24 protein-coding genes and 1 pseudogene are annotated in these 25,257 nt (G+C 61.4%); 10 read left to right on the forward strand and 15 right to left on the reverse strand.

Features of this window, described 5'->3' with window-relative positions; translation table 11 throughout:
• Positions 1–74: 74 nt before the first annotated feature.
• The 6 genes from VFO29_11270 to trpS are packed head-to-tail and all read left to right on the forward strand — an operon-like array spanning position 75 to position 5,495.
• A complete protein-coding gene (locus tag VFO29_11270) occupies positions 75–1,469 on the forward strand; it encodes an HD domain-containing protein (GenBank protein ID HET9394084.1) in 1,395 nt (464 codons plus the stop codon).
• Positions 1,459–2,259: an AAA family ATPase gene (locus VFO29_11275; GenBank protein ID HET9394085.1), complete on the forward strand. Its 801-nt coding sequence runs from the start codon at positions 1,459–1,461 to the stop codon at positions 2,257–2,259. The genes VFO29_11270 and VFO29_11275 overlap by 11 nt, the downstream gene beginning before the upstream one ends.
• On the forward strand, positions 2,256–3,122 hold the full coding sequence (locus tag VFO29_11280) for a ParB/RepB/Spo0J family partition protein (GenBank protein ID HET9394086.1): 867 nt from the start codon (positions 2,256–2,258) through the stop codon (positions 3,120–3,122). The genes VFO29_11275 and VFO29_11280 overlap by 4 nt, the downstream gene beginning before the upstream one ends.
• A gap of 5 nt (positions 3,123–3,127) precedes the next feature.
• Positions 3,128–3,733: a thiamine phosphate synthase gene (gene thiE, locus VFO29_11285; protein HET9394087.1), complete on the forward strand. Its 606-nt coding sequence runs from the start codon at positions 3,128–3,130 to the stop codon at positions 3,731–3,733.
• Positions 3,715–4,491 (forward strand): bifunctional hydroxymethylpyrimidine kinase/phosphomethylpyrimidine kinase, encoded by a 777-nt coding sequence (locus VFO29_11290; protein ID HET9394088.1) that lies wholly within the window; start codon positions 3,715–3,717, stop codon positions 4,489–4,491. Before thiE ends, VFO29_11290 begins: the two co-directional genes overlap by 19 nt.
• A complete protein-coding gene (gene trpS / locus VFO29_11295) occupies positions 4,491–5,495 on the forward strand; it encodes a tryptophan--tRNA ligase (GenBank protein HET9394089.1) in 1,005 nt (334 codons plus the stop codon). Before VFO29_11290 ends, trpS begins: the two co-directional genes overlap by 1 nt.
• On the opposite strand, the gene nrfD is transcribed toward trpS, so the two are convergent.
• The 3 genes and pseudogenes from nrfD to fdnG form a co-directional block, all read right to left on the reverse strand.
• Positions 5,488–6,351: an NrfD/PsrC family molybdoenzyme membrane anchor subunit gene (gene nrfD, locus VFO29_11300; GenBank protein HET9394090.1), complete on the reverse strand. Its 864-nt coding sequence runs from the start codon at positions 6,349–6,351 to the stop codon at positions 5,488–5,490. The two genes, trpS and nrfD, sit on opposite strands and share 8 nt — an antisense overlap.
• Positions 6,348–7,136 carry a 4Fe-4S dicluster domain-containing protein gene (locus tag VFO29_11305; protein ID HET9394091.1) on the reverse strand — a complete coding sequence of 263 codons (789 nt, stop codon included), beginning with the start codon at positions 7,134–7,136 and terminating at the stop codon, positions 6,348–6,350. The genes nrfD and VFO29_11305 overlap by 4 nt, the downstream gene beginning before the upstream one ends.
• Positions 7,133–10,060: pseudogene (fdnG, locus tag VFO29_11310) on the reverse strand (formate dehydrogenase-N subunit alpha). Before fdnG ends, VFO29_11305 begins: the two are co-directional and overlap by 4 nt.
• Positions 10,061–10,128: 68 nt before the next feature.
• Here fdnG and dacB point away from each other — a divergent pair.
• Both dacB and VFO29_11320 read left to right on the forward strand, forming a co-directional pair.
• Complete coding sequence (gene dacB / locus VFO29_11315) at positions 10,129–11,670, forward strand: D-alanyl-D-alanine carboxypeptidase/D-alanyl-D-alanine-endopeptidase (protein HET9394092.1); 1,542 nt, start codon at positions 10,129–10,131, stop codon at positions 11,668–11,670.
• A complete protein-coding gene (locus tag VFO29_11320; GenBank protein ID HET9394093.1) occupies positions 11,660–11,851 on the forward strand; it encodes a hypothetical protein in 192 nt (63 codons plus the stop codon). The genes dacB and VFO29_11320 overlap by 11 nt, the downstream gene beginning before the upstream one ends.
• Positions 11,852–11,855: 4 nt before the next feature.
• Here the strand turns inward: VFO29_11320 and VFO29_11325 are convergent, their stop codons facing one another.
• From VFO29_11325 to VFO29_11340, 4 genes are all read right to left on the reverse strand, one after another.
• On the reverse strand, positions 11,856–12,197 hold the full coding sequence (locus tag VFO29_11325) for a hypothetical protein (protein ID HET9394094.1): 342 nt from the start codon (positions 12,195–12,197) through the stop codon (positions 11,856–11,858).
• 67 nt (positions 12,198–12,264) lie between these two features.
• Positions 12,265–13,350 carry an alpha/beta fold hydrolase gene (locus VFO29_11330; GenBank protein ID HET9394095.1) on the reverse strand — a complete coding sequence of 362 codons (1,086 nt, stop codon included), beginning with the start codon at positions 13,348–13,350 and terminating at the stop codon, positions 12,265–12,267.
• 9 nt (positions 13,351–13,359) lie between these two features.
• Positions 13,360–13,632 (reverse strand): hypothetical protein, encoded by a 273-nt coding sequence (locus VFO29_11335; protein ID HET9394096.1) that lies wholly within the window; start codon positions 13,630–13,632, stop codon positions 13,360–13,362.
• A 2-nt stretch (positions 13,633–13,634) separates the two neighbouring features.
• Complete coding sequence (locus VFO29_11340; protein ID HET9394097.1) at positions 13,635–14,825, reverse strand: pyridoxal phosphate-dependent aminotransferase; 1,191 nt, start codon at positions 14,823–14,825, stop codon at positions 13,635–13,637.
• 81 nt (positions 14,826–14,906) lie between these two features.
• On the opposite strand from VFO29_11340, the gene VFO29_11345 reads away from it, so the two are divergent.
• Together VFO29_11345 and VFO29_11350 are read left to right on the forward strand one after the other, a co-directional pair.
• Positions 14,907–18,110: a hypothetical protein gene (locus VFO29_11345; GenBank protein HET9394098.1), complete on the forward strand. Its 3,204-nt coding sequence runs from the start codon at positions 14,907–14,909 to the stop codon at positions 18,108–18,110.
• Positions 18,107–18,511 carry a hypothetical protein gene (locus tag VFO29_11350; GenBank protein ID HET9394099.1) on the forward strand — a complete coding sequence of 135 codons (405 nt, stop codon included), beginning with the start codon at positions 18,107–18,109 and terminating at the stop codon, positions 18,509–18,511. Before VFO29_11345 ends, VFO29_11350 begins: the two co-directional genes overlap by 4 nt.
• A gap of 304 nt (positions 18,512–18,815) precedes the next feature.
• On the opposite strand, the gene mrdA is transcribed toward VFO29_11350, so the two are convergent.
• The 8 genes from mrdA to rpmA form a co-directional block, all read right to left on the reverse strand.
• Entirely contained in the window at positions 18,816–20,669 is a 1,854-nt protein-coding gene (gene mrdA, locus VFO29_11355; protein ID HET9394100.1) for a penicillin-binding protein 2, read from the reverse strand.
• Positions 20,666–21,211: a rod shape-determining protein MreD gene (mreD, locus tag VFO29_11360; GenBank protein HET9394101.1), complete on the reverse strand. Its 546-nt coding sequence runs from the start codon at positions 21,209–21,211 to the stop codon at positions 20,666–20,668. The genes mrdA and mreD overlap by 4 nt, the downstream gene beginning before the upstream one ends.
• On the reverse strand, positions 21,192–21,950 hold the full coding sequence (gene mreC, locus VFO29_11365; GenBank protein ID HET9394102.1) for a rod shape-determining protein MreC: 759 nt from the start codon (positions 21,948–21,950) through the stop codon (positions 21,192–21,194). Before mreC ends, mreD begins: the two co-directional genes overlap by 20 nt.
• Before the next feature lie 78 nt (positions 21,951–22,028).
• Positions 22,029–22,673: a nucleoside triphosphate pyrophosphatase gene (locus VFO29_11370; protein ID HET9394103.1), complete on the reverse strand. Its 645-nt coding sequence runs from the start codon at positions 22,671–22,673 to the stop codon at positions 22,029–22,031.
• Complete coding sequence (locus tag VFO29_11375; protein HET9394104.1) at positions 22,600–22,986, reverse strand: DUF3465 domain-containing protein; 387 nt, start codon at positions 22,984–22,986, stop codon at positions 22,600–22,602. Before VFO29_11375 ends, VFO29_11370 begins: the two co-directional genes overlap by 74 nt.
• On the reverse strand, positions 22,976–23,590 hold the full coding sequence (nadD, locus tag VFO29_11380) for a nicotinate (nicotinamide) nucleotide adenylyltransferase (GenBank protein HET9394105.1): 615 nt from the start codon (positions 23,588–23,590) through the stop codon (positions 22,976–22,978). Before nadD ends, VFO29_11375 begins: the two co-directional genes overlap by 11 nt.
• On the reverse strand, positions 23,587–24,849 hold the full coding sequence (gene obgE / locus VFO29_11385; GenBank protein HET9394106.1) for a GTPase ObgE: 1,263 nt from the start codon (positions 24,847–24,849) through the stop codon (positions 23,587–23,589). Before obgE ends, nadD begins: the two co-directional genes overlap by 4 nt.
• Positions 24,850–24,905: 56 nt before the next feature.
• A complete protein-coding gene (gene rpmA / locus VFO29_11390; GenBank protein HET9394107.1) occupies positions 24,906–25,184 on the reverse strand; it encodes a 50S ribosomal protein L27 in 279 nt (92 codons plus the stop codon).
• Between the last annotated feature and the right edge of the window lie 73 nt (positions 25,185–25,257).

Raw genomic sequence — 25,257 nt, forward strand, 5'->3', positions numbered from 1 at the left:
TCTTTGGTTTGCCATCGTCGTAGGGTTTGAAGTCGCTGCCATACTCAGCGGCCGGATCTAGGGCGATCAGTCCCTTGTCACGGCTCGCGCCCCTGGAAATAGACCGAACCCTCGCCGAGGCGCTCCCGGCGGGATCGCTTTATGCCGTCGGCGGTCGGGTCCGCGACGAGCTCCGTCGCGAGATCGAGGGAGCCAAAATCGACCGCAAAGACCTGGACTACGTCGTGACCGGCCTGCCCGTCGCGGACCTCAAGAAGCGCCTTCAGGCGCTGGGCCGCGTGGACGAGGTCGGCGCCGCGTTCGCGGTGCTGAAGGTAACCATCAAAGGCAATACGGTGGATATCGCCCTGCCAAGGCGCGAGCGCTCGGTTGGTACCGGCCATCGCGAATTCGAGATCGAGAGCGGCCCCGACATTTCGTTGGATGAGGATCTCGGCCGCCGCGACTTCCGCATGAACATGATCGCGCGTGCGCTGCCGTCCGGTGAGATCGTCGATCCGCACGGCGGCGAAGCCGACATTCGCGCGCGCCGCATCGACATTCTGAGCGATCACAGCTTTGAAGAAGATCCGTTGCGTATGCTGCGCGCCGCGCAGTTTGCAGCGCGATTTAATTACGAACCGACGGCACGCGCGCGTGAAGCAATGGCGAAAGCCGCGCCGCTCATCGCAACGGTTTCGGCCGAACGCATGGCGGACGAGCTCGCGAAGCTGTTCGTGCTCGCCGAACGCCCGTCGATCGGCGTTGAATTACTGCGCGAAACCGGCGTGCTCGCGCACTTCTGGCCCGAGCTGCTCGAAGGCGTGGACGTCGAGCAGAATCAATGGCACGCGTACGATGTCTACCGACATACCCTCGCGACGCTCGACGCCTCGCCGCCGGGCGATTTGGTGGTGCGTTTGGCCGCGCTTTTGCACGACGTCGGCAAGCCTCGGACCAAGGACGGCCCGCATTTTTACCGCCACGAGCAGGTCGGCGCTGAAATGGCGCGCGAGATGCTTGCCCGCTTGCGCTTTTCGAACGACGTCATCGAAAACGTCGAGCATTTGGTGCGCCAGCACATGTACGTCGGCGATCCTGAGCTCTCGGATCCCGCCTTGCGGCGGCTGATCCGGCGCATCGGGCCCGCCAATTTGGATCGCCAGTTTGCCGTGCGCGCGGCGGATATCGCCGGCAGCGGATTGCCAAAACGCGACGACTCCAACGAGCGGTTTCAAGCCCGCGCATACGCCGAAGTGGCGCGCAAACCGCCGTTTTCGATCGCCGATCTGCGCATCGGCGGAAAAGACGTTATCGACTCGATGGTACGCAAAGGCCTGGCGCAGCCGGGATTTGCCGGCGATGCGCGCGTCGGCGAGACCTTGCGCGAGCTCTTCGAGCAGGTCACCGAACAGCCCGAGCGTAACGAGCCGGGCACGCTGCAAACGCTGCTGGAAGCGTATTTGGACGCTCGCCGCCATGCAAGTTAAGGAGTCCCACCTGTCGCGGATCATCGCACTCGTCAATCAAAAGGGCGGTGTCGGCAAGAGTACGACGACAGTGAATCTCGGTGCGGCCCTGGCGGTGCTCGGAAAGCGCGTGCTGGTGGTCGATCTCGATCCGCAGGGCAACACGACCACGGGCCTGGGCATCAATAAAGCTGCAATAAAACGCGACGTGTACGATCTGCTCATGCACTTTGCGTCGATCGACGAAGTGCTGTGCGACACCGAGATTCCGGGCCTGCAGATCATTCCGGCCACGATCAATCTGGCCGGTGCGGAGATCGAATTGGTCTCGGCACTCTCGCGCGAAAACCGGCTCAAGGGCGTGGTCAGCTCGATTGCGGGCGCTTACGATTTCGTGCTGATAGATTGTCCGCCGTCGCTCGGATTGCTGACCATTAACGCGCTGACGGCCACCCGCGAAATCATCATTCCGGTGCAAGCGGAGTACTATGCGTTGGAGGGTTTATCGCAGCTCACCAACGTGGTGCGCCGCGTGCAGGAAGCCCTCAATCCGGATCTGCTGATCACGGGCGTACTCGTCACGATGTTCGATGGCCGCACGAAGCTGGCGACCGAAGTACTCGAAGAACTCAACGCATACTTTCCGCAGCAAATGCTCAAAACGCAGATCCCGCGCAACATCAGGCTTTCGGAAGCGCCGTCGTACGGCAAACCCGTAATCTTGTTCGATTTGAAGTCGCGCGGCGCGCAAGCGTACATGGCGCTGGCAAGTGAGATCATGGCGGCCGACTCCAGCGCGGTGGCGCGATGAGCAGCGCGCCGAAGCGCGGTTTGGGCCGCGGGCTGGGCGCATTGCTCGGCGACGCGCGCGCCACGGCGGCGCCCGCCTCGATGGCCGAAGGCATCCGCGAAATTCCGATCGATCGCATCCGCCCCAATCCGCATCAGCCCCGCAAACGCTTCGACGAAGAAGGCTTGGGCGAGTTGCAGGCGTCGATCGCGGAGCATGGCGTGCTCGTCCCGATCCTGGTACGCGAACGCGGCGACGGCTACGAACTGATCGCCGGCGAGCGCCGCTGGCGGGCCTGCGCGGGCTTGCAGCGCGCCAACATTCCGGCGATCGTGCGGCGCAGCGACGATCGCGAAAGTTTGGAAGTCGCCATCGTCGAGAACTTGCAGCGCGAAGATCTCAACGCGTTGGAAGAAGCCGCCGGCATCTCGGACCTCATCGAGTCGCATAATTATACGCAGGAGCAAGTGGCAAAACGGCTGGGAAAGAGCCGCCCGACGGTCACCAACGCGTTGCGCATTCTCACGCTCTCCGAGCCGATCAAAGCGTTGATTGCGGACGGCCAAGTGAGTGCCGGCCACGCCAAAGCGCTCTTGGGCGCTCCCGAAAACACGCGGCTGCAGCTGGCGCGCCGGATCGCAAGCGACGGGTTAAGCGTGCGCGCTCTGGAAAAAATCGTCGCGCGTTTGCAAGCCCCGCCCGCAGCGAAACCGGCGGCGCGGCATGTGTCGCCGGACGATCGCGACTTCGAGGATCGCTTGCGGCGCCGGTTGGGCGCGCGAGTGGCGCTGCGCAGGTCCGGTCAGGGCGGCGCGATCGAGATTCGCTACGCCGACGAAACCGATCTGATGCGCATCGCGGAGTTGTTGCTCGGATCAGAATAGAACGCTTGCGCGGCATCTATGCGATCCTCAACGAGGAACGCGGCATACTCGAACTGGCGCGCGCGATTTTGGATGGCGGCGTGCGCATCGTGCAATACCGCGCAAAGAGCGGCGTCGTGAAGGAGCACGCTTCGGATCTGCGGCTCCTGACACGCAGCCGGAACGCGCTCTTCATTATAAATGATGATTGGCGCGCAGTTCAGAGCTTCGACGCCGACGGCGTGCACTTGGGCCCAGACGATGCGAGCGTCGAGCAGATCGCCACGATCCGTACGAACCTGGTCGATCGCTTGATCGGCCTGTCATGCGGCACAGCGGAAGAAGCGCAAGCCGCGCAGGCTGCCGGCGCCGACTACGCGGGCGTCGGCTCGGTGTTCGCAACCGGCTCGAAGAGCGACGCCGGAGCGCCGATCGGCATCGAAGGATTGAAACGGGTGGCCGCCGCGACAACGCTCCCGGTCGCGGCGATCGGCGGAATCAATCTGCAGAATCTGCCCGCGGTCCGGGCGACCGGCGTCGCGATGGCCGCGATGATTTCGGCGTTTTCAAGCGCCGCCGATCCGGCCGCCGCCGCGGCTGAACTGGTCCGGATATGGGAGTCCGCGCCGTGAGCGCGATCGTCGCGTCGATCGGGGCTACGCATCCCTGGAACATTGCCGGCGTCGGCCTCGATGCACGCGTCGCCGCCGAATACGGCCTGCAGCACGTCGTTGCCGTGGCCGGCGTGACCGCGCAGGATGCACTCCAGGTGCGCGCAGTGCTTCCAATGCCGGGGCGCGTCGTGCAAGCGCAGCTCGACTCACTTCCGCCGGAGATCGCCGCCTTTCGAATCGGCGCGCTGATCTCCAGCGAAAACATTCGGATCGTCAGCGATTTCCTGGCGTCGCGCGATCGCACGCCTATCGTCGTCGACCCGGTGCTCGGCGCTTCGACCGGCGAAGTGCTCTGGACCAACGCCTCCTACCTTGATGACTTGCGCGGGCGGTTGCTGCGCTTGCCGGTCGTCGTCACGCCGAATCTGGACGAAGTTGCGCTCCTGTTGCATCTGAAACCGGTGCACGATCTGGAGACCATGCTGCAGGCGGCGCGCGATCTCGTCGAAAACGGCGCGTGGGCCGCTTTGGTCAAGGGCGGTCATCTTGCCGGAGATCCCGCCGATGTCTTAGCAACGGCGTCGGAGACGAAAGTCTTCGAAGGCACGCGCTTGGCGGGAAATATGCGCGGCACCGGGTGCGTTCTGGCCATGTCGCTGGCCTGCGAACTTGCACTCGGCCGGGAGTTGGCGGACGCGATCGAAAACGCGCGCGCGTACGTGCGCAAAAAAATTGCAGCAGGGACGCGCTTCGGTTCACTGCAAACCGCCTTCTGATGACGACCGCTACCACCAAGCGTCCCCGTGTTATGTCCGGCATGCGCCCGACGGGAAATTTGCATCTCGGACACTACGTCGGCGTGCTGACGCAGTGGGTGAAGTATTGCGACACAGCCGATGCCTTCTTTGAAATCGCGGATTTGCACGCGCTGACGACCGGATTCGAAGATCCGCAGGCGATTCGTGATGCGCGCAACGAGATGGTGGTGGACTGGCTGGCCGCCGGCGTCGATCCAAAAAAATCCACGCTCTATTTGCAGTCCGGCATTCCCGAGATATCCGAGCTCGAGACGCTGCTCGGCATGATCACGCCGATTTCGTGGCTCGAACGGGTGCCGACGTACAAAGGACAGATCGCGGAGATCGGGCCGGAGATCGCGACCTACGGGTTTTTGGGCTATCCGCTGCTGCAACTCTGCGACATTGCGATCTTCCACGGCGAGCTCGTGCCCGTCGGCAAAGACCAAGTTGCGCACCTTGAGTTCGCGCGCGAGGTCGTGCGCCGCTTCAACTATCTCTACGGCGGCGGCGAGGAGATTCTGGTCGAGCCCAAAGCCATGCTGTCGAACTTCCCCGACGTTCCGGGCACGGACGGGCGCAAAATGAGCAAGTCCTATAACAACGTGATTTTGCTCAGTGACGACGACGCGGCCACGACCGAAAAAGTTCGCGGCATGCTGACCGATCCGCAAAAAATTCGCCGCAACGATCCCGGCCGCCCGGAGATTTGTCCGGTGTTTTCGCTATGGAAGTTCGTCAAGCCGCAGCACACGGCGATCGTCGAACGCGACTGCCGCTCCGGTGCATTGGGCTGCGTTCAGGACAAAGGCGACCTCGCCGAAGCGCTCAACGAATTCCTGAAGCCATTACGCGAACGGCGCAAGCTGTTTGCTGCCGATAAAGCGTACGTTGAGGGCATCATTGCCGAAGGCACGGCGCGCGCCCGGGGACTCGCCGCGAAAACGCTGGCGGATGTGAAGCGCGCAATGAAGCTCACTTAGCCTGAGCTGCAATAGTATATTTCGGATCTTTAGCGGAAGCGCAGCCGGCGCGATAGACTGCAAACCGTTCCGCTAAACCGCCCGCGAGCAGTAGAGCTCCGGCAACGCGACCGAGCGTATCGGACTTCTTCGCAAAACTTGCGCACACCATTCCACCGATGTTAAGTATGCGAGCGGTGCGGGCAAGCGCGCCGGCTTCGCCTTTTTTGTACGGCTCGACTTGCACGGGCCCAAGCTCCTGATACACGGCTTGTAACGCAGCGACCGTTGCCGTCCCGCCTAGCATGGCAAGACGCCGCGCCGACCCGCTCTTGCGCGCCGGTCCGAAAAGCATTCCCCATGCGCCCGCGCTCGAAGCCGAAGTGGCTGCGAAGAGCGCGGGCAATGTCGTACGCGGCAAATGCCACGCGGGCATGACCGTGTTGCCGACAAGCACCGAGGTGTAGACCGACATCATTGGGCCAATCAGTCCGGCGATCGTTGCGAAAAATCGGCCGGCGGGTTTCGCGACGCCGGTGAGCTCCGACCCGGCGGCGAAGAACACCGAACCCGTAAACGCGGAAAAAATGTAAACGCCGACGCTCATCGGCGACGTCGGGTTGAAGTGCTTCACCATATTAAGGAAGCGTTCGGGTCTTCTGAGATCCGCGATCAGGCAATAGGTGCTGAGAGCCGTACCGGCAGCTGCTCCGAGGATCATCGTGCGCGCCAAACGTTCGTTTCCCGCAATTCGCTCGGCCACGCCGAGCGTGGCCGCCGTTCCCGCCATGCCACCCGCGAAAAAATACAGGGGAATCAAGTCGGTCCAAGCCGGCGGTTTGACGACAGGCCGTCCGTAGTACCCGTTCTCGCTCATTTGCGTATGCTCGCGCAAAGTGCGACGGCGCCAAACAGAAGTGCGGCAGCGATTCCGGCAGTTCGCCAGCGCTCGGGCAAGTCGCGCGTCGGCACGATCGGATCCGGCGGCAGTCCGTAGACCTCGGGTTTATCGAGCAGTAAGAAGATCGAACCGCCGCCTCCGATTCCATCGTTCGGATCATTGAGGTAGAGCTGCGCGCCGTCGAATCGCTGTTGGACGTTCTCCAAGCGCTTTTCGGCGCGTTCACGTAATTCGTCGACTGCGCCGAACTGGATCGATTCGGTAGGACACGCTTTCGCGCACGCCGGTTGTTCGCCGGTTTTGAGACGGTCGTAGCACAGCGTGCATTTGGCCATCGTGTTGGTTTCGTGCTTTTCGCCGATCACACCGAACGGACAGGCCACCACGCAGTAGCCGCATCCGTTGCAAATGTCCGGTTGAATGAAAACCGTGCCGAACTCGGTGCGAATGATCGCGCCCGTAGGGCAGACGTCCAAGCAACCCGCCTGCGTGCAATGCTTGCAGACGTCGGACTCCATCAGCCAGCGCCCCGTATCCGCTCGTTTATCGAACTGCTCGATGAACGCTACGTGCCGCCAGGTTTCGCCGTTCAGTTCTTTGGTGTTGTCGTACGACTCGCCGGTGAATTCGTAACCGTCTGCGGGCAAGCGGTTCCACTCTTTGCACGCAACCTCGCAGGCTTTGCAGCCGATGCAGAGCGTCGTGTCGGTAAAGAATCCCATGCGATCTTGTTCCGAAGTCAGATCGATGAAGTCGCTCACGAGCGACCTCCGCGCGGCCGGCGCCCGGGCATGATGTTGCAGGTCAAACCCTTGGTTTCATTGATGTGCACGTTCGGTTCGAGCGTGAGCTGCAGCAAATCGTTGGTGGAATCGCCGGTCACGATGCCGCGCGATCCCCAATGATACGGTAAGCCAACCGAATGGAGTTCTTTGCCCTGCACGCGCATCGGCTTGATGCGGTCGGTCACCATGACGCGCGCTTCGATTACGGCGCGCGCGGTAGAGATCGTCGCCCAATCGCCGTGCGCGAGACCGCGCAGTTGCGCGAGCGCCGGACTGACCTCACAGAACAACTCAGGCTGCAACTCGCTCAAATGGGCAACGGTTCGAGTCATGCCGCCGGCAGTGTGATGTTCGGTGAGCCGATACGTGTAGAGAACAAACGGAAAGGCGCCGCCGTGCCGTTCGCTGGGCGACGGATTCGATTCATTAAACGCGTGCGGAAGTTCTTCACGGCACGGGTTTTGCTGCTGCGAATACAAGAGATTTTGCACGGGTGATTCGTGGGGCTCGTAATGCGCGGGCAGCGGACCGTCGAGCAAACCGTTCGGCGCAAAGATCCAACCGAGTCCGTCGTCCTTCATGATGAACGGATGATCGCCGGCAATGGCATCCTGTGCTTTGGCGCCGCTGGGCGGAACGTAATCGGGGCGTTTATTCCGTTCGAAGTCGGGCGAGTCAAGGCCGGTCCACTCGCTTTTTTCCTCGTCCCACCAGACGTATTTCTTGCGTTCGCTCCACGGTTTGCCGTCGGGATCCGCCGACGCGCGATTGTACAGAATCCGCCGGTTTGCCGGCCACGCCCATGCCCACTCCGGCGCCACCCAGTGCTGTTCGCTTCCCGCTTTGCGTCGTGCCGTTTGGTTTTGTTCGTTCTCGTAGCAGCCGGAATAGATCCAACAGCCGCACGACGTGGTGCCGTCAGCTTTGAGCTGGCCGTAACCGGAAAGCGCTTTGCCGTTTGCGTCCCAGCCGTTAATTTCGCGCAACACTGCCGCTGCATCGGGTTCGCGTGTCTCGCCGCGTTCGGGATACTCCCACGTCACAAAGCGGACCGGATCCGAATGCGGGTCGGTTTGTTGCGCGATCTTGCCCTTGATCCGTTTTCCTAAGTGATAGTAGAACCACAGCTCGGAGCGCGCCTCGCCTTTGGGCTCGATTGCTTTGTGGTGCCATTGTAAGAGCCGCTGCGTGTTGGTGAACGAGCCGGGTTTTTCCACATGAGCGGCAGCCGGCATCCAGAAGACTTCGGTTTTGATCGCCTCAGTCCGCAACTCGCCGGAAGCGATCTCAGGTGAATCATGCCAGAACGCCGCGCTCTCGGTCTCGGTAAAGTCGCGTACGACCAGCCAGTCGAGGTTCGCGAGCGCGCGGCGGTGCAAGCCCGAATTGCCTGACCCGACCGCCGGATTTTCGCCGACGCAGAAAAAGCCTTTGACCTTTCCGTCGAGCATGTCGATGGCGCTGCGGAAGGTTGAATGATCGCCGTTGATGCGCGGCAGCAAGTCGAAGCAATAGTCATTTTCAGCCGTCGCGTGTTCGCCGAACCACGCTTTGAGCAGACTGATGAGGTACGTGTCGATGTTTCCCCAATGGCCGCCCTTTTTGGCGCCTTCGATCTCGATGAACCGCTTTAAATTAGGATGCTTGTCCGGGCGCGGCATTGAGATATATCCCGGCAAGAGATCGAAGAGCGTCGGGATGTCGGTTGAGCCCTGAATCGACGCATGGCCGCGCAACGCCATAATTCCGCCGCCCGGCCTTCCAATATTGCCGAGCAGCAATTGAATGATTGCGGCGCCGCGAATTACTTGGACTCCGGTCGTGTGCTGTGTCCAGCCGACCGAGTAGCAGAACGCGGACGTGCGCTCTCGCCCGCTGTTAGCGCAAAGCGCTTCGGCTACTTCGATCAGCCGAGCGGGCGCGACGCCGCAGATCTCCGCGACGGTTTCGGGCGTGTACCGCGCGTAGTGGCGCTTGAGCACTTGATAGACGCAGCGCGGATGTTGGAGCGTTTTGTCCTGCGTGCCCTCGTACTGCCAGCTTTCCAATGAATAGCCGGTTTCATTCCATCCCGAGAAGAGGCCGTCGAGATCTTCCGTGTCCTTGAAATCTTCGCGCAGGATCGCCGGCGCGTTGGTGTAGTTGACGACGTAGTCTTTGAATGCGCGGTCGTTCTCGAGAATGTAATGGATGATGCCGCCCAGGAACGCGATGTCGCTGCCGGGACGGATCGCTACATGCAAATTTGCCATCGCGCTGGTGCGCGTGAAGCGCGGATCCACGTGGATGATTTTCGCGCCGTGCTCGCGCGCTTCCATGACCCATTGGAAACCAACCGGATGGTTCTCCGCCATGTTGGACCCCATGATCACGATGCAATCGGAGTTCTGCAGGTCTTGCTGGAATGTCGTCGCGCCGCCGCGTCCGAACGAGGTTCCCAAACTGGGAACCGTCGAGCTATGTCATATTCGGGCCTGATTTTCAACCTGCACGACGCCTAGCGCCGTGTAGAGTTTTTTCATCAGGTAGTTCTCTTCGTTATCGAGCGTCGCGCCGCCGAGATGGGCGATTCCGGCGCAGCGATTGAGTGGGCGGCCTTCGCCGTCCGTCGCCTCCCACGTCTCGCGCCGCGTTTTCAGCACGCGATCGGCGATCATGTCCATCGCGCGTTCGAGCGGGAGCTCTTCCCAGTGCGTGCCGTACGGTCGCCGGTATTTTACTTTATATTCGCGGAACGGGTTTTGAACGAGCGAAAGGCTGGCGGCGCCTTTGGGGCAGAGGCGGCCGCGCGAGATCGGGCTGTCGGGATCGCCTTCGATCTGAACGATCGTTTCGTCTTTGACGTAGACATTCTGGCCGCAGCCGACCGCGCAATATGGACAGATCGACTTCACGACCTTCGCACCGCTTAACCGTGAGACCGGCAGCATGCGCAGGGGCTTCGACCGGAGCAAAGCAAGACCCCGCGATGAAGCGCACCCTCATTCTGCTGGCATTTTGCTGCTCCGTGTCGCCCGCTTTGGCAGCGCCGGCCAAAGCCAAGCCCTCGCTCGCGAGCGCAATTCAAGCCATCGTTAACCGCTATCCCAACTCGCAATTCGGAGTCGCGATCTACGATCTGGATGCTCGCAAAACCATCTACGATCTCAACGCGCAGCGTTTCTTCGTTGCGGCGTCAACGACGAAGTTGCTGACCGAAGGCACGACGCTTGCGCTTCTCGGTCCGGACTACCGATTTCGTACGAATGTGTACCGTAACGGCCCGATCGATGCGAGCGGCACGCTGCAAGGCGACGTTATTCTGCAGGCATCCGGCGATCCGAACCTGTCGGGCCGAATTCAGCTGGACGGCACGATGGCTTTCGAAAACGAGGATCATTCCTACGACGGATCGCCCGACACCAAAGCTGTGCCTGGCAATCCGCTGGCGGTCATCAACGATCTCGCTGCGCAGATCGCCGCGCGCGGCATCAAGAAAGTTACCGGACAGGTTATCGTCGATGACGCCCTGTTTCCGGGAGGCTATCCGGAGTCGGGAACGGGCGTCATTGTCTCTTCAATTGTCGTCAACGACAATATTGTGGACGTGACCGTCAGTCCGGGCACGCGACCCGGCGATCCGGTAACCATCGCGGTTTCACCGCAAACGCCGTACGCGGTCTTCATTAATAAAGCGACAACCGGTGCGGCGGGCAGCGATCGCAACATCTCCGTTCCCGACGGTGTCGCCGACGCAGCCGGCATGAGGACGGTAACGATAACCGGTTCGTTGCCCGCCGGCTCTCCGCCGATTCTCTATGCGTACGACGTCCCGTCGCCGCGTCGATTTGCCGAAGTTGCCTTAACGACGGCGTTGCAGAACGCTAGCGTCGCGATCGGCCCGAGTGCCGGCGGGACCGCGGCGAACGCTGCTTCAGAAGTAGATGCCAACATCATCGCAACGCATCTTTCGCCGCCGTTGAGCCAAGACGTCAAAGTGACGCTCAAGGTCAGCGACAACTTGCACGCGTCTATGATGCCGTATTTATGGTCCCCAAAACACACGCTACGCGCGGGTTTTGATCTCGAGCGCGCTTTCTTTCAGCGAGCCGGATTGGATCCGGGCGAAATCGTCCAGAACGACGGCTTAGGCGGCAATGCGTTTATTCAACCGCAGTTCATGGTGAAGTACTTGGCATATCTGCGAACGCAGCCGTTCTTTGAGACGCTCTACAGCTCGCTGCCGGTGTTGGGCATGGATGGCACGCTCTTCAACATCGCCAATAACTCGCCGGCCCGCGGCAAAGTTCATGCGAAGACCGGTACCTGGGGCGTCGGCGACGCGCTCAATCAACGCGCGATGGTTACGGGTAAGGGGCTCGCGGGCTACATGACAACCGCTTCGGGGCGGCACATCGCGTTTTGTTTCTATTTAAACAACTTGGCGGTACCGCACGGCCAAGACTCGAGTCGAGTCGCCGGTCAAATCAACGGCGAACTTGCAACGGCGGCATATCTCTATGTCCCATGATTTACCGACCCGATTTGGGCGCTTCGGCGAGCTGCTGTTGGTCGCAGCGGTTGCCCTTGGGCTGATAAACCAGTTTGCCTTTCACGGTCAGGTGGAATGGATAACCTTCGTCAGCATCGCCCTTTCGATCACCGCACTTTTCGTTTACGGCATCACCTACGGTATGAGGCTCAGCCGCTAGTAGGTCAGTTCTTGGCTACCTTTACTTGTTGGCAGGTCCACTTTATTCCGACTGCATCCGGAAGATTGAGGAATCCGTAGTCCCGGGGTCCCCCGGTTGCAAATTTGAAGCCGGGCGGACACATGTACGGAGGATCCCAAAGGCACTCGTATCTCGCAACCGCCGTAGCATCGCTGACGTCAACATACTGCGGGCGTGGTGCAACGGGTGCCGGACAATCCGCTTTTACTTGCCCGCGCCCTAATGCGAACGTGTCGGCAAATGCCTTCGGAGATTCCAGCAAATGCGCTGTCCCCATACCCATTACGAAGACCGCGACCATAATGAGAACTCGTCGTATTGTCATTGCGAGCGCTTTGAAATGTCATGGGCTAAGCCCTACAACGCGGAATAGGTCCTACGGCCTATCTTGGTTAGTGCGCGCTCTCCGACAGGAGCTGCTTCAGATATTTGCCCCAGACAAGCGGCAGCGTGTGCGTCCCGTGCCCGCGTGTTTGCATCGAAATCGGCACGAGAACAAAGTGCGCATGTTTGACTCTTCCGATGAGCCCCTCGACGATATGCAGTTCCGGCGGATTGATTTGATCGTCCGCCGAGTTAACTGCCATGACGGGCGCTTGAATCGAGCCGAGCAGCGGCTGCGGGTTGTAATCGCGCGAAGCTGCCAGTGCATACAACTCGTCATTCGCATCTAGAGCTGCGGGAATCTGCGCAAGCCGCGAGTTGAAATATGCATCGGCGGTATCGCGAGAGGGCATGATCGATTGATCGTAGAGCGGCGCGCTGCCGACGAACCACGAAATATCGTTTGCGGCTTTTAAGCCGAATGGCTCCTTGGTGTAATCGCCGTTGTCGTAATCTGGCGACGAAGTGATGAGGTTCATCGACATGTCCCGCCAAATGCGGTTGCGCCCGGAGATTTGAATCGGCAGGCACGCCAAGGGCATCAGAGCATCCATGGCCGCCGGATACAGCTCGCCCCACATCCAGCTGTGCATGCACCCCATCGACGTTCCCATCACGAGGCGCAAGTGGTTGACGTGGAGACCGTCCGTTACGAGCGCGTGTTCGGCAGTCACCATGTCGGTGTAATCGTATTTCGGAAATTTCGCGTGCAGTCCATCACTGGGCTTGCTCGACTTTCCGTGTCCGATGTCGTCGGGAAGAATGATGAAGTACTTGCTCGCGTCCAGCAGACCACCCGGCGAAAAAAGTACGCCCGCAAACCGTTCCGGCGGTGTGAGGAACTGCCGGCCCGAACCGCCTGTGCCGTGCATGATGAGCACCGCATTTGTCCGTCCGTTTGCATCCGTCCGCAGCGTGCCGATCGTGTAGTAATGAATGCTTAGCGCCGGCAGCGTCTCGCCGTCGTCGAACTTGAAGTTCGGAATCGTGTACGTGCCCTCAACCGGATCGGGGAACGTTGCCGCAGAGACTGCGCTCGGAACAAGTCCGGATAGCATGGCAATAAATGTAAGACCGGCGAGAGCTTTGTTCACGTTAATCCCCTATTTGTCGCGAACTTGGACGTTTGGCGGAATGTAGGTTGCGCGATCGATCTGCGAAAAATTCATTTGCCACTGTGCGCTGGCGTCGTAGCGCGCTTTCCGGTGCATGCTGTAGGCACCCAGGAAAGCCAAGAGTATTGCAAGGCCGAGCCAGAACCACAACGGCGACATCGGGATCGCTGCGTGAGTGATATAGCCAGTGGGAATTGCCAAGATCAGGCAGCCGACGAGGGCCTTCCAGTATTTTGGTTCGGGCGGATCCGGGCGAATCACGACTAGCCCTTAAATTGTGGAATTGCCTTGGCCATCTGCTCGAGCGCGTAGTGAATGTCGTCTAACGAAGCCGCGTACGAGAAGCGCAGATACCCTTTGCCCGCGGCGCCGAAGCCCGAGCCTCCCAAACATGCAACGCCCGCTTCTTGCAACAAGTATGCCGCCAGCGCCCTGTCGTCCGACGTGATCTTCGTGACGTTGGGGAACGCATAAAACGCGCCTTCGGGCATGGTGCACGACACGTTGTCGATTTGGTTCAAGCCTTTGACGATCGCGTCACGGCGTTCGCGGAACATGCCGTTCATGCGCTGCACGGGTTCATCCGGGCCGGTCAGCGCGGCGATGCCGGCTTGCTGCACGAAGCTGGCCACGCACGAAAATGTATTGTTGTTGAAGAGCGTGACGATTTTGGCGATTTCGGGATCCATGATCGCGTAGCCGAGTCGCCAGCCGGTCATCGCGTAGGCTTTTGAAAAGCCGTCGACTACGATGGTGCGCTCGCGCATCCCCGGCACGGTGACGATCGAATGAAATTCGCGATCGTAGAAGTTGCGGCTATAGATTTCGTCCGCGATCACCAGAAAGTCGTGGCGCTTGGCCATGTCGGCGATGCGCTCGAGGTCGCCTTTCGTCAGGACGCCGCCGGTCGGGTTGTGCGGCGAGTTGATCATGATCGCTTTGGTGTTGTCCGAGACGCGGCGCTCGAGTTCGTCGAGATCCATCCGCCAATTCTTTTCCTCGAGCAACGGGATGGCGACGGCTTTGGCGCCGAGATAGTTCGCGCACGACCGGTAAGCGGGATAGGCCGGCTCAAAATAGACGAACTCGTCGCCGGGACTCAAGAGAGCGCTTAAAATATTCCAGATAATCGGCTTGGCGCCCGGCGAAAGCACGACGTTTTCCACCGTGAACGGCTCGACGTGGCGAAACTTGGCCGCGTATTGCGCGATGACTTCGCGCAGTTCGACGATGCCGGCCGAAGGCGTGTAATGGCTGTGATTTTCGAGAATCGCTTTGATGCCCGCTTCTTTAATGTGCTTCGGCGTCTCGAAATCCGGCTCGCCGATCTCCATGTGAACCACACGCTTGCCTTGCGCTTCCAAGGCTCGGGCGCGCGCGAGTACTTCGAAGGCGTTTTCCGATCCCAGGCGCGAGACCGCGGCGGCAAATCGATCCGTCTTTGTGGCGAGCATCTTTTAGTGCAAACCTTTCGCTAAGAGGTCAGAAATGCGCCAAGGGGCCGTTGTGCCCGCGGCGAAGGCTCGCGGACGGTCATGCGCACCCTGACGGACGTGTTTGCGCCGGGTACTCCGACGCTTCCCGAGGGTCTACGAACCCTCGTCGTTTCGCCTGAGCGCGAGTTGGAACCTGGAATGACCGTTCGCGCGACATTTACATTTCGCAATCAAGGCGGCGCGCCGGCAACCGGCGTGCGCGTGCGGTTTAATCTTCCCGAAGGTTTGGTCTATCTTGTCGGCAGCGGAAAGCTGGACGAGGAAGATCTCGACGACGAACAAGGCAGCTCGCCGCTGCTGGCTCGCGCGGGCGCGCAGATCGGCGACGTCGCGCCGGGTGAAGAGCGCCGTCTGGACATTTCGTACAGCGTAGCGGGCGCGATCGAGAACGGATCGACTGTTGAGCTGCAGGCAGCGGTTGCAGCGTTCGAATTGCCGCCGGTCGGATCGAACGTCGTGCGCTTGGTCGCTCACAGCCGGCCGGCGCTCGAGAACGCGCTTACCAATATCGCCATCGAGACGCGCCACGGCGGGGCGGCCGGTGCATCACCGGGCGGCGAGGGAAATATCACGGTTCGCGTGCACAACGCCGGCGAATCAAGCGCGCACGACGTCGTCGTAGTTGCGCCCATCCCCGAACATACGAGCTACGTTCCGAACTCGGCCCGCGTCAACGGCCGCGAATTCGAACGCGAACTGTTAGCCTCGTTCGATCGCGTGCACGCCCCGATCGTCGCGGCGTCGCTCCCGGCCAGCGCCACGGTGACTCTGCAGTATCGCGTGCGTATCGACGATCCACTGCCCGACGGTACGACGATCCTCGCACGCGCGCAGATCGCTTCGCAAGAGACGGCCGCATTTGCGATCGAGCCGGCCGGGCTAACGGTTCGCGCACAAGCCGACTTTGAAGACGATCGTACGAGCGTTACGGTCGAACCCGAATACGACGTCACGCCCGGTTCGCACATTCGCGTGCGCGCGGTTGCGTTTAACGCCGGAACGACCGCAGCAGAGGCCGTCAGACTTACGCTCGATCTGCCCGATCTCGTGCTCCCGGTGCGCGGCAGTTTCCGGATCGACGGTCAGCCGTTGCGCGAACGAAAGAAAGAAAGCACCACGTACGATCTGGGATCGATCGGTGCGCGTGAGTCCGTCGAGTTCATCGCCGAAGCGGCCGTGCTGTCGCCCATCGCCGACGGCAAATCAATTCCGATTCGCGCCAAGCTGCAGTGGGATTCGGCCGGCGAGCGTGACTTCGAATGCGCCGCGGTCGTGCGATCGCAGCCGCGCTTTTCGTCGCGGCACAATCGCATCGCGCGCGTGGGCGGCACAGTCGTCCAACCATCCGACGAGTGTGAAGCCGCAATTACCGTTACGAACGACGGCAGCGCTGCGGCCACCGATGCACGGTTGCACTTGGTGCTCGATCCTGCGCTCGACGAAGTGCGCGTCTTCGATAAGAATACGCGGCTGCAGATGGATCGCGACGAAGTGGACTTGGGCAAGATCGATCCGTATGCGTCGCGCAGAATCACCGTGCGGGCGCGCGTTCGCACACCGTACGCGAACCGCAGCGAAATTCGTTTGGGCGCCTCGCTGCACGCGCGCGAAGTTGGTGAAGTTATTTTGGGCGAGGCCAACTGGCGCGTCGAATCGCATCCGTCGTTTTCGCCCGAAACCTCGCAACTGCAGCTGCTCCAAGACGACGTCTTCCGCCCCAACCAACTAGTGGAAGTCCAAGTGAGCTTGCGCAACGAGGGCACGGATATCGCCAACAACGTGCGCCTGCGGCTCTACGTGTCGCCCGAAGCGCGGCTCGAAAGTGTTGAAGGCGCGACGCGCGAGCGTTCGGCGTTGCTCTTCGGTGAAGTCCGGCCGGGCGGCACGGTCGAGGCTAAACTCGGCATTCGCCTTCTTCGCAGCCTCGCCAAGGCATATCCGGTGACGATCGAGTCCGTGCTGACGGCGGACGCGATGCTGCCGGTCCAGCTCGCCGGCATTACCATCGTAACCACCGCCGAGCCGAACTTCTCCGTCGGTACGCTGCATAGCGAACCAGCCGATGTCGCCGACGCCGGCGACGAAGTCGAGTACGTCCTGCACGTGCGCAACAGCGGCGATGGGCCGGCGCGGCGTGTGCGCATCTCGATCGAGTCGCTCAACGAATTGATCTACGTTCCCAACAGCACGCGTGTAAACGAGTTGCCCGTGCGCGACGTCGGCGCGCAGTCGCCGCTGACCAGCGAGCTGGGTATCATGTTAAGCGACGTCGATCCGGGCGTCGAAGCGACGATTGCTTGGCGCGAAGTCGTGCATAACGGTTTGCAGACGGGCGAAACGATCGTGCGCGTGGCGCACGTCGCTTACGACGGTGATCGCCTCGACGATATCGCTGCCGACGAACTCAAAGTTCGCTGCTCTCCGGTTTTCGCGAATGCAATTGCGGGGCTGCCGTTCGGATTGGACGGCATGCTCGGTCCGGCGTTCGGCGGCGGACAACGGGCATTGCCGGATGTGGACGACCGTTTCGTTCAGCTGCCGCCGGCGATGCCGGTCGGCCGCGGCGAAGGCGCCGCGATTTCGGTGCTCTCGCTCTCGACCGGTAATGGACAGTCGCACGGCGACGAAGCGTCCATGATCGTTGAAACCGTCGTCGCGTTCGATCGCGATCGGCTTAGCCGGACGCTCAAGTTCTTGACCGAGGCGCGCTTCGGAGGATTGGCCAGTCATCTCTTTGCGCTGCGCGCATTTTTCCCGGATGAAGCCGGCATCTCCGCGGCCGAACCGCTGAAAGAAGTCCGCGACATTCTGCGGGAAATGCTCGACCGTCTCTTCATTAAGCTGCGGTTGCCGCACTACGTGATCGCGCCGCGCGATTTGGAGAACGCCGCCACGCGCGCGAGCGTCGTCACGCTGCTCTCGAGCGTGCAGCCGGGACAAGTCACGCTGACGAACGGCGCCGCCGTGCTACGCGGGGCGAGCGACGCGGGCGAGCTGCGCGCTCTGGCCGATCGGTTAGAAGACGCACCGCTCGCGACCGCACTTCCGTGGGGAGCGCTGGCGCGGTTACTTCCGAGTGAGTCCGACGCCGAGGCCAACTATCGCCGGATGCTCGTCACTTCGCTTGACGATCTCGCGGGCGTGGACGAAACTGCGTTTGTCGATGCGCTGCAACGCCGTCCGTACCCGGTGCTCGACGCCGCGCTCGACGTCGTGCGCGCTCAACTCTCGACTCGCGCGTGAACTCCGTCGTCATCGTTCTGCTGGCCGTGATTGCCGTCGCAGTATGCGTCGGAGCATACATGTGGTTTTCGCAGACGAAAGAACCGGTCGAAGAAGTGATTCCGCCGCCGATCGAACCCTGGCAGCCCGACGCCGGCTGGACGTCGGAAGCGGGCGAAGAGTTTGCAACGTTATCGGAATCCGCGCGTTGCGATCTGATCTTCGCCGTCGCCGATCTGCAGGACGAACGCGCCGATGGATTACTGCTACACGCGCTTGATGATCCGTCGGAACCCGTCGCATTAGCAGCTGCGCATGTGTTGGAACGCCGCGGCGCCGCGGATCGCGTCCGCGAGCACGTCAATCGCTATCCTGGGAAGCGTGCCCGCCGAATTGCCGAGACACTCGCACTGCTAGAATAGGAAGTTTTTGGATCAGCGCGCTCGCCGCGTAGTAACAATGACTGCAAGAAGGCAAGCGACTACCAAAAGCGTCGAAATTATGACGCTTGGAGACCGGTTGAAAACGTTTACGGGAAGTACTTCGTAGAGAAACGCCTTGTACAGGAAAGCTAAACCTAACGCAACATAGGTCGCAGGCCTCCAAGGCATGCGCGATCGGAGTGTTAGGAATAAGCCGCCAAAAAAGAATAGAAGGCCGAACGCAAGGAAGAACGCGCCTAAGATCGCGTTGACGCCCATTCTTTATCAACTTCTCCAGTAGCGTTCAGGGTTTCGTGTGGAAGTATTGCACCATGATCGCGCGGGCGATTGGTGCGGCTACTTGCGCGCCGTATCCGCCGGAACGATCGACGAACACCGCCATGGCAATTTGCGCGTGCTTCGCCGGCGCGTATGCTACAAACCACGTCGTATTGGGTCCCGCGCCGCCGGCCGTTTCGGCAGTGCCGGTTTTTCCGCCGAAGCGAAAACCCGGAATCGCTAACCCGTACGCGGTCCCGCCTGGGTCGGTGACCTCGTCCATTCCTTGTCTGACCGCTTTGAGCGCCTCTTGCGTGACGCCGACCTGACGGATCACTTTCGGTCCGAAACGTTTGATGACGTTGCCGTGGGGATCTTGGATCTCCGCGACGACGCGCGGCCGATACAGCGTTCCGCCGTTGACGACGGCCGATTCGACGTTGGCCATCTGCAGCGGCGTCGCTTGCATGGCGCCCTGCCCGATCGCCAAACTGCAAACGTCCGACGGTTCGAGCGGAAGGCCCGAGCTCTTCAGCATCGATGCGTTCGTCGGCCAGTTGCCTTCGAATTCTCCCGGCAGATCGATGCCGGCTTTCTGCGAGAGGCCAAACTCGAGCGCATACTTGCGCAGACGCTCGTTCCCCAACCGCCAGCCCATCTGGAAGAAATAGCCGTCGGACGAAGCCGCGAGCGCGCGCACAAAAGACGTCGAACCTAGACCGCCGGCGGCGAGATCGCGAAACATCGCGCCGTAGCAGTTCCAGCCGCCGCTGTCATAGACGATCTCGTTCACTTTTACTACGCCGGCGCTAATCGCTGCCGAACCCGTGACCATTTTGAACGTCGATCCCGTCGGCGTGCCCGCGCTGATCGCGCGATTGAAGAGCGCCGGCGGATCGGCGGTCAGGTAATGATAGGTTTTCTTGTAATCGTTTGAAGCGAAGGCGTTTGGATCGAAGCTCGGATAGCTGGCGATCGCGCGGATTGCGCCGGTCCACGGATCCTCCACCACCACCGCGCCGCCGACCCCGGTCCGGTTTCCGGCCCACGAATGAATTCCATTGGCCAGCGCTCGCTCGACGATGCGTTGCAGCCGCCAATCGATGTTGAGCACGAGCGTGTCGCCCGGCACCGGCTCTTTGGGCGGCAGCTTGATGCTGGGAACAACTTGACTCTGCGCGTCAACGACGACGCGCCGCCCGCCCGGCTCACCGCGCAAATACCGGTCGTAGGTGTATTCAAGGCCGTCCTTGCCGATGACGTCGTTCGGCGAGTAACCGAGATGACGCAACTCTTTGTATTCGTCCGCCGAGATCTGTCCGACGTAGCCGACAAAGGCGGAGCCTTCCGGACCGTAGGGATAGTCGCGGACCGCCTGCACTTCAACGTCGATGCCGGGAAGATCCACGAGCAGTTCGGTGAGCTTTGCGACCTTCGCGACGGAAAGTTCGCTCGCGATAATAACCGGACCATAGGGTTCGGCGGCGTCGAGTTCGTCCACGTTTGCATACCGCACACCATGATGATGAAGGAGACGATCCTGCAGTGTGGCGACGGGCAGGCCGATCGCTTGTGAAACGGTTTTCAGTTCGGCCGAAACGTCGCTGAGTTCCGACGGAATAACGGCAACGACGAACGATGGGCGGCTGCGGACGATCGCTTGACCGGTGCGATCGAGAATCTTTCCGCGCGGCGCTGCTACAGGGATCAGCCGGATTTGGTTTTCCTGCGCTGCGGCGCGAAACGCGTCGCCCTGCACGAGCTGCACTTGGATGAGGCGCGCCAATAACGCGAGCAATGCGAGGATCGCAACGCCGATGAAGATCACGATGCGCAGCGTGGAGCGTTCCCACACGCGTTTGCGAAGATACGGATTCATCGAGTCCGGCGGTTTTCGAGCAAACGGGCTCCCAGCATCAGCACGGCTGCCAGCACGACATTCAAGAGCGCTTCCCAGAGCGCTTCATGCAAGTGCACCTGCGCATAGCCGCGCGGATATCCCTCCAGCGACATGACGGTCCAAAACAGCAGGCGCTGGAACAGCGTTGCGATCGCTACGGCGGTCGCGACCACCGGGATTGAGTCGGCGAAGAAGCGCTGCGAAAGCGAGCTGACTAATAGCGCAGTCGCGGTTGTCGCGAGCGTCCATGCACCGCCGGTGCCCACTCCCGTCAGCGATCCGCCGAGCAAGTCCTCGCAGGCGCCGGCGATCAGTCCGAAAAGTGCGGCCCGGCGCGCATCGGTCCGCAACGCATACCACACGACCGCCACCAGTACCGCGCTCGGCACCGCATGGCGAAACGCCAAGTGCGGCATGATCTCGACTTGGGCGAGCACCGCAATAGCCAAAACGATCGCGGCTTGCCACCACTGCGGACCCGCGTACGGTGTTTCTTGCGGTTTACTTCGGGAGAACGACAACGCGATCGAGCGTCGAGAAATCGACCGCCGGTTTAACGATTGCGGTTTGATACAACGCAGAAGTGCGTTCGATCTTGGCGATCGTGCCTAGGACGGCGCCGGAATGAAACGATCGCGCTTCGGCGGTCACGACGTTATCGCCGACGCGCAGTTGCGCGTCTTGCGAAACATATTCGAGTCTGACGGAATCGGCGTTGCCGCGCGCGATGCCCCAGTACCGTCCGCGCTGAACCAGCGCGGGAATCGTGCTCGTGAAATCCGTGATCAGCGCAACTTGGCTGGTGAATGGAGACGCCTCGATTACGCGTCCGACCACGCCGGCGCCGGCGACCACGCCGTCATCGAGGGCCACGCCGCTGTGCGTTCCTTTGTCGATCGTCACGCTGGCGATGCTGCCTTCGGGCGGATAGCCGATCACACGGGCCTGGACGGCGCCCGCATACGCTTGAAGTTGCGGTTGAATGGCCAGCTGAGCCTGATAGGTTGCGAGCAGCTCGTGCAGCCGTGCGTTCTCCCGCTCCAGTCGGATATTTCGCGCCGTCAGGTCGGCATTGGCGTGCTGCAGTCCAGGCAGGTTTAGGGCCGATTGCCCGCCCGAGCGGACGGCGCCAACCGCGGCGGAGGCGCCTTCCTGAACTCCGATGCCGAGGGTCGAGGCCACGATGGTGAGCGGGCTGGGCGAACCGGTGCGCGCGGCCGTGACCTGAAGCAATGCGACAAGCGCGGCGGCGATAATCACGCCGATGACGGCAAAGAGTCTGCGTTCGTCCCGATAGGTAAAAATAGTTATCCCCTGCCCGGCTTAAGTGGGGCTCTGCTATTTCGTTATCGGCACGGGAAAACCCAACCGGCGGAGCGTTCGCACGAACCTGCCCAGCGGGAAGCCCATAACCGTGTAAAAATCGCCTTCGATCCGCTCGACCAGCGTCGCGCCGTACCCCTGGATTCCGTAGGCTCCGGCCTTATCGAGCGGTTCCCCGGTTGCCACATAGGCTGCGATCTCTTCCGGCTCGAGCGAAAAAAATGTCACGCGCGTGCTCTCGCACGCGGCTTCAGTCTTGCCGTTTGCCCGGATCTCGAATGCCGTGTGCACCACGTGCGTGCGTCCCGAAAGTTCGTTCAGCATGCGTCGCGCATCGGCTGCGTCGCGCGGTTTATTGTACGCGACGCCATTCAAATCTACGACCGTGTCGGCCGCCACCACGAGCTCGTGCGGGAAACGCGCGGCGACGTGTTCGCATTTGTGATGCGCATGTTCGATCGCCAGTTCGCGCGGCGTAAGGTTGGCGCGATCCGGTTCGCTGTAGCTGCTTGGCTCGACGCGCACGTCGAGCTTTAGCGATTGCAACAATTCTAAACGGCGCGGCGAAGCGCTCGCGAGAATAATCCTAACGGTAGATCTTTCCGCCGGCCTGGATGTAGCCGCCCATGTGCCGTCCGCGCGGATCGTGATGCGTCCAATGAATCACACCGTCGTTACATTCGTACACGCCTTGCAGCGTGACGGGTTCGCCCTTCGTCAGCGGAATGGGCCCGGTGATGGAGACGTTGTCCTCGATGCGAATCGTCATCGATTTACTGTGGATGGTGAATCCTTCGTGTTGTCCGGTGGGTGAGGAAAACGTTCCAAGCAGTTGCGCAACTTTGCCGCTCGCAACAACTTCGACCGCCGAAGCGCCGCGCGCGCAACTCGCCATTGCCTGCTCGACCGTCTGCGGTCCGACAGCGCACGATGTCAACGCCAGCAATACCAGCGGAAGAAGCTTACGTACCATTGCCGTCGGCATACAATCCGTGCGTCGTGATATACTCCCAGACCGGTTCGGGCACCAAGTACCGGGCCGAGCGTCCCTGCGACAGCATCGTGCGCACGAGCGTCGCGCTTTCCGGCATTTCGGGCAAGTTGAGCGTCTTTATGCGCGAGCGCAGCGCGGGAGGCACGGCCGAAACAACGCGCATGAGCGCGTCGGCCGCGATGCCGGCGCGCGGCGCGATGACAAAGGCTTCGAGCGACTCGAGTACCTCCTCGAACCGCACCCACGAGCTCTCGGCGAGCGAATCGGCGCCCGTAATGAACGTCAACGTATCGCCGGGATAGCGTTCGTGCAGGCGAGGAAGCAAGTCGGCGGTGTAGCCGGTTGCGTCGTCCTGCAGATCGCTTTCGTCCAAGGTGAAGTTTGCATTGGAAGCGATCGCGAGCCGCAGCATCTCGCTGCGCTGCGCCGCGGTGGCCGCCGGTTTGGTGCGATAGTGGACGTTATTGGTTGGAACGAACAGCACGCGGTCGAGTACCTCGAGTAGCCGCGCGGACTCCGCGATGAACAGATGCAGGTTGTGCACCGGATCAAAAGTTCCACCAAACACACCTAATCTACTCATGAATAGGTGAACTCGTATCGGCCGATGCGGACCGTGTCTCCTTCGACCGCGCCTAAGTCGCGCAGCTTTTTCTCGACGCCCATCTTGGCGAGAATCTGCTCGAAGCGCGCCAGGCCCTCGTCCGATTCGAAGTCCGTCATGGCGGCCAGCCGTTCGACGCGCTCGCCGGCGATTACGAATCCGCCGTCTTCCTTTGTAATAGAGAAAGCTTCACTGGGCTTCAGATGGATGAGCGCCGCATCGCCTGGAGAGACGTCCGGTTGGGGCGCCTGCGCGATCGCGCGCCATGCCGCGTACGTTAATTCTTGGACGCCTTCGCGTGTGGCCGCGCTGATGCCGTAGATCTCAGGGTAGCGCTCGCGCAGTTCGCGCAATCGGTCTTGCGCCGCCGGAAGGTCGAGTTTTGAGACCACCAGCAGCACGGGCTTTTGCACGAGCTGTTCGTTCCAAGCGCGCAGCTCGTTTTCAATAGTAGCTTTATCGGCCAGAATCTCGTCGAGTTCTTTGGCGCCGTCCAGCAAGTGGATCAGCACGCGCGTGCGTTCGACGTGGCGCAAGAATTGGTCGCCTAAGCCCGCGCCGGTGTGCGCGCCTTCGATCAGTCCGGGAACGTCGACCATCACGAACGATTCATCGTCGGAGACGCGTACCACGCCGAGCTGCGGCTCGAGCGTCGTGAACGGATAGTCCGCGATTTTCGGCCGTGCAGCCGACACCACCGAGAGCAGCGTGGACTTGCCCGCGTTGGGAACGCCGATGATTCCGCAATCGGCGAGCAGCCGCAACTCCAAACGCAGCGTGCAGCGTTCGCCGGGTTCGCCTTTTTCCGCGAAGCGCGGCGCTTGCCGCGTGCTCGTTGCAAAATGCTGATTGCCCAAACCGCCGCGTCCGCCGCGCGCGATTATGACGCGTTCGCCCGGCTCTTTGAGATCGGCCAGAAAACTTTCGGTCTCGCCTTCCAGCGTGCGATAGACCAGCGTGCCTACCGGTACGCCGATCACGAGATCGTCGCCGCTGCGGCCGGATTTGTTGGACGTGCCGCCGGGTTTGCCGGAATCCGCCGTGAACTGCCGCTTGAAACGAAACTCAACCAGCGTCGAGAGTTCCGGCGAGGCTTGCAAGTAGACGGTGCCGCCGTGACCGCCGTCGCCGCCTGCGGGTCCGCCTTTGGGAATGTACTTCTCGCGGCGCCACGCCACCAAGCCGTCACCGCCGTTACCGGCGGCCACAGCGAACGTGGCTTCGTCTATGAACTGCATGCTACCAAACGAAAAAGGACCCGCAGGCCCTCTTCAACGAGTGACGCGCCGCGGCTTCAGGCGACCGGGCGCACGTGTATGTGCTTGCGATTGCGGCGCATCGCAAACTCCACAACGCCGTCGGTCAGTGCGTAAAGCGTGTGATCCTTACCGAGTCCAACGTTTTCGCCCGGGCAAATGCGCGTACCGCGCTGACGCACCAGGATGTTGCCCGCGATGACGAGCTGGCCGCCGAAACGCTTGACGCCCAGGCGCTGCGCGTTGGAGTCGCGGCCGTTCCGGGTGGAGCCGGCGCCCTTCTTGGATGCGAAGAGTTGAAGATCGAAATGGAACATGGCCGCAGCACTATAGCACACGGGGCCGGGGGGCGGCAAGACGGGGGGCCGCGCCCGAAAGGTCCCCGGTGGA

It is taken from the genome of Candidatus Rubrimentiphilum sp. (assembly GCA_035710515.1).
Lineage (GTDB): Bacteria > Vulcanimicrobiota > Vulcanimicrobiia > Vulcanimicrobiales > Vulcanimicrobiaceae > Rubrimentiphilum.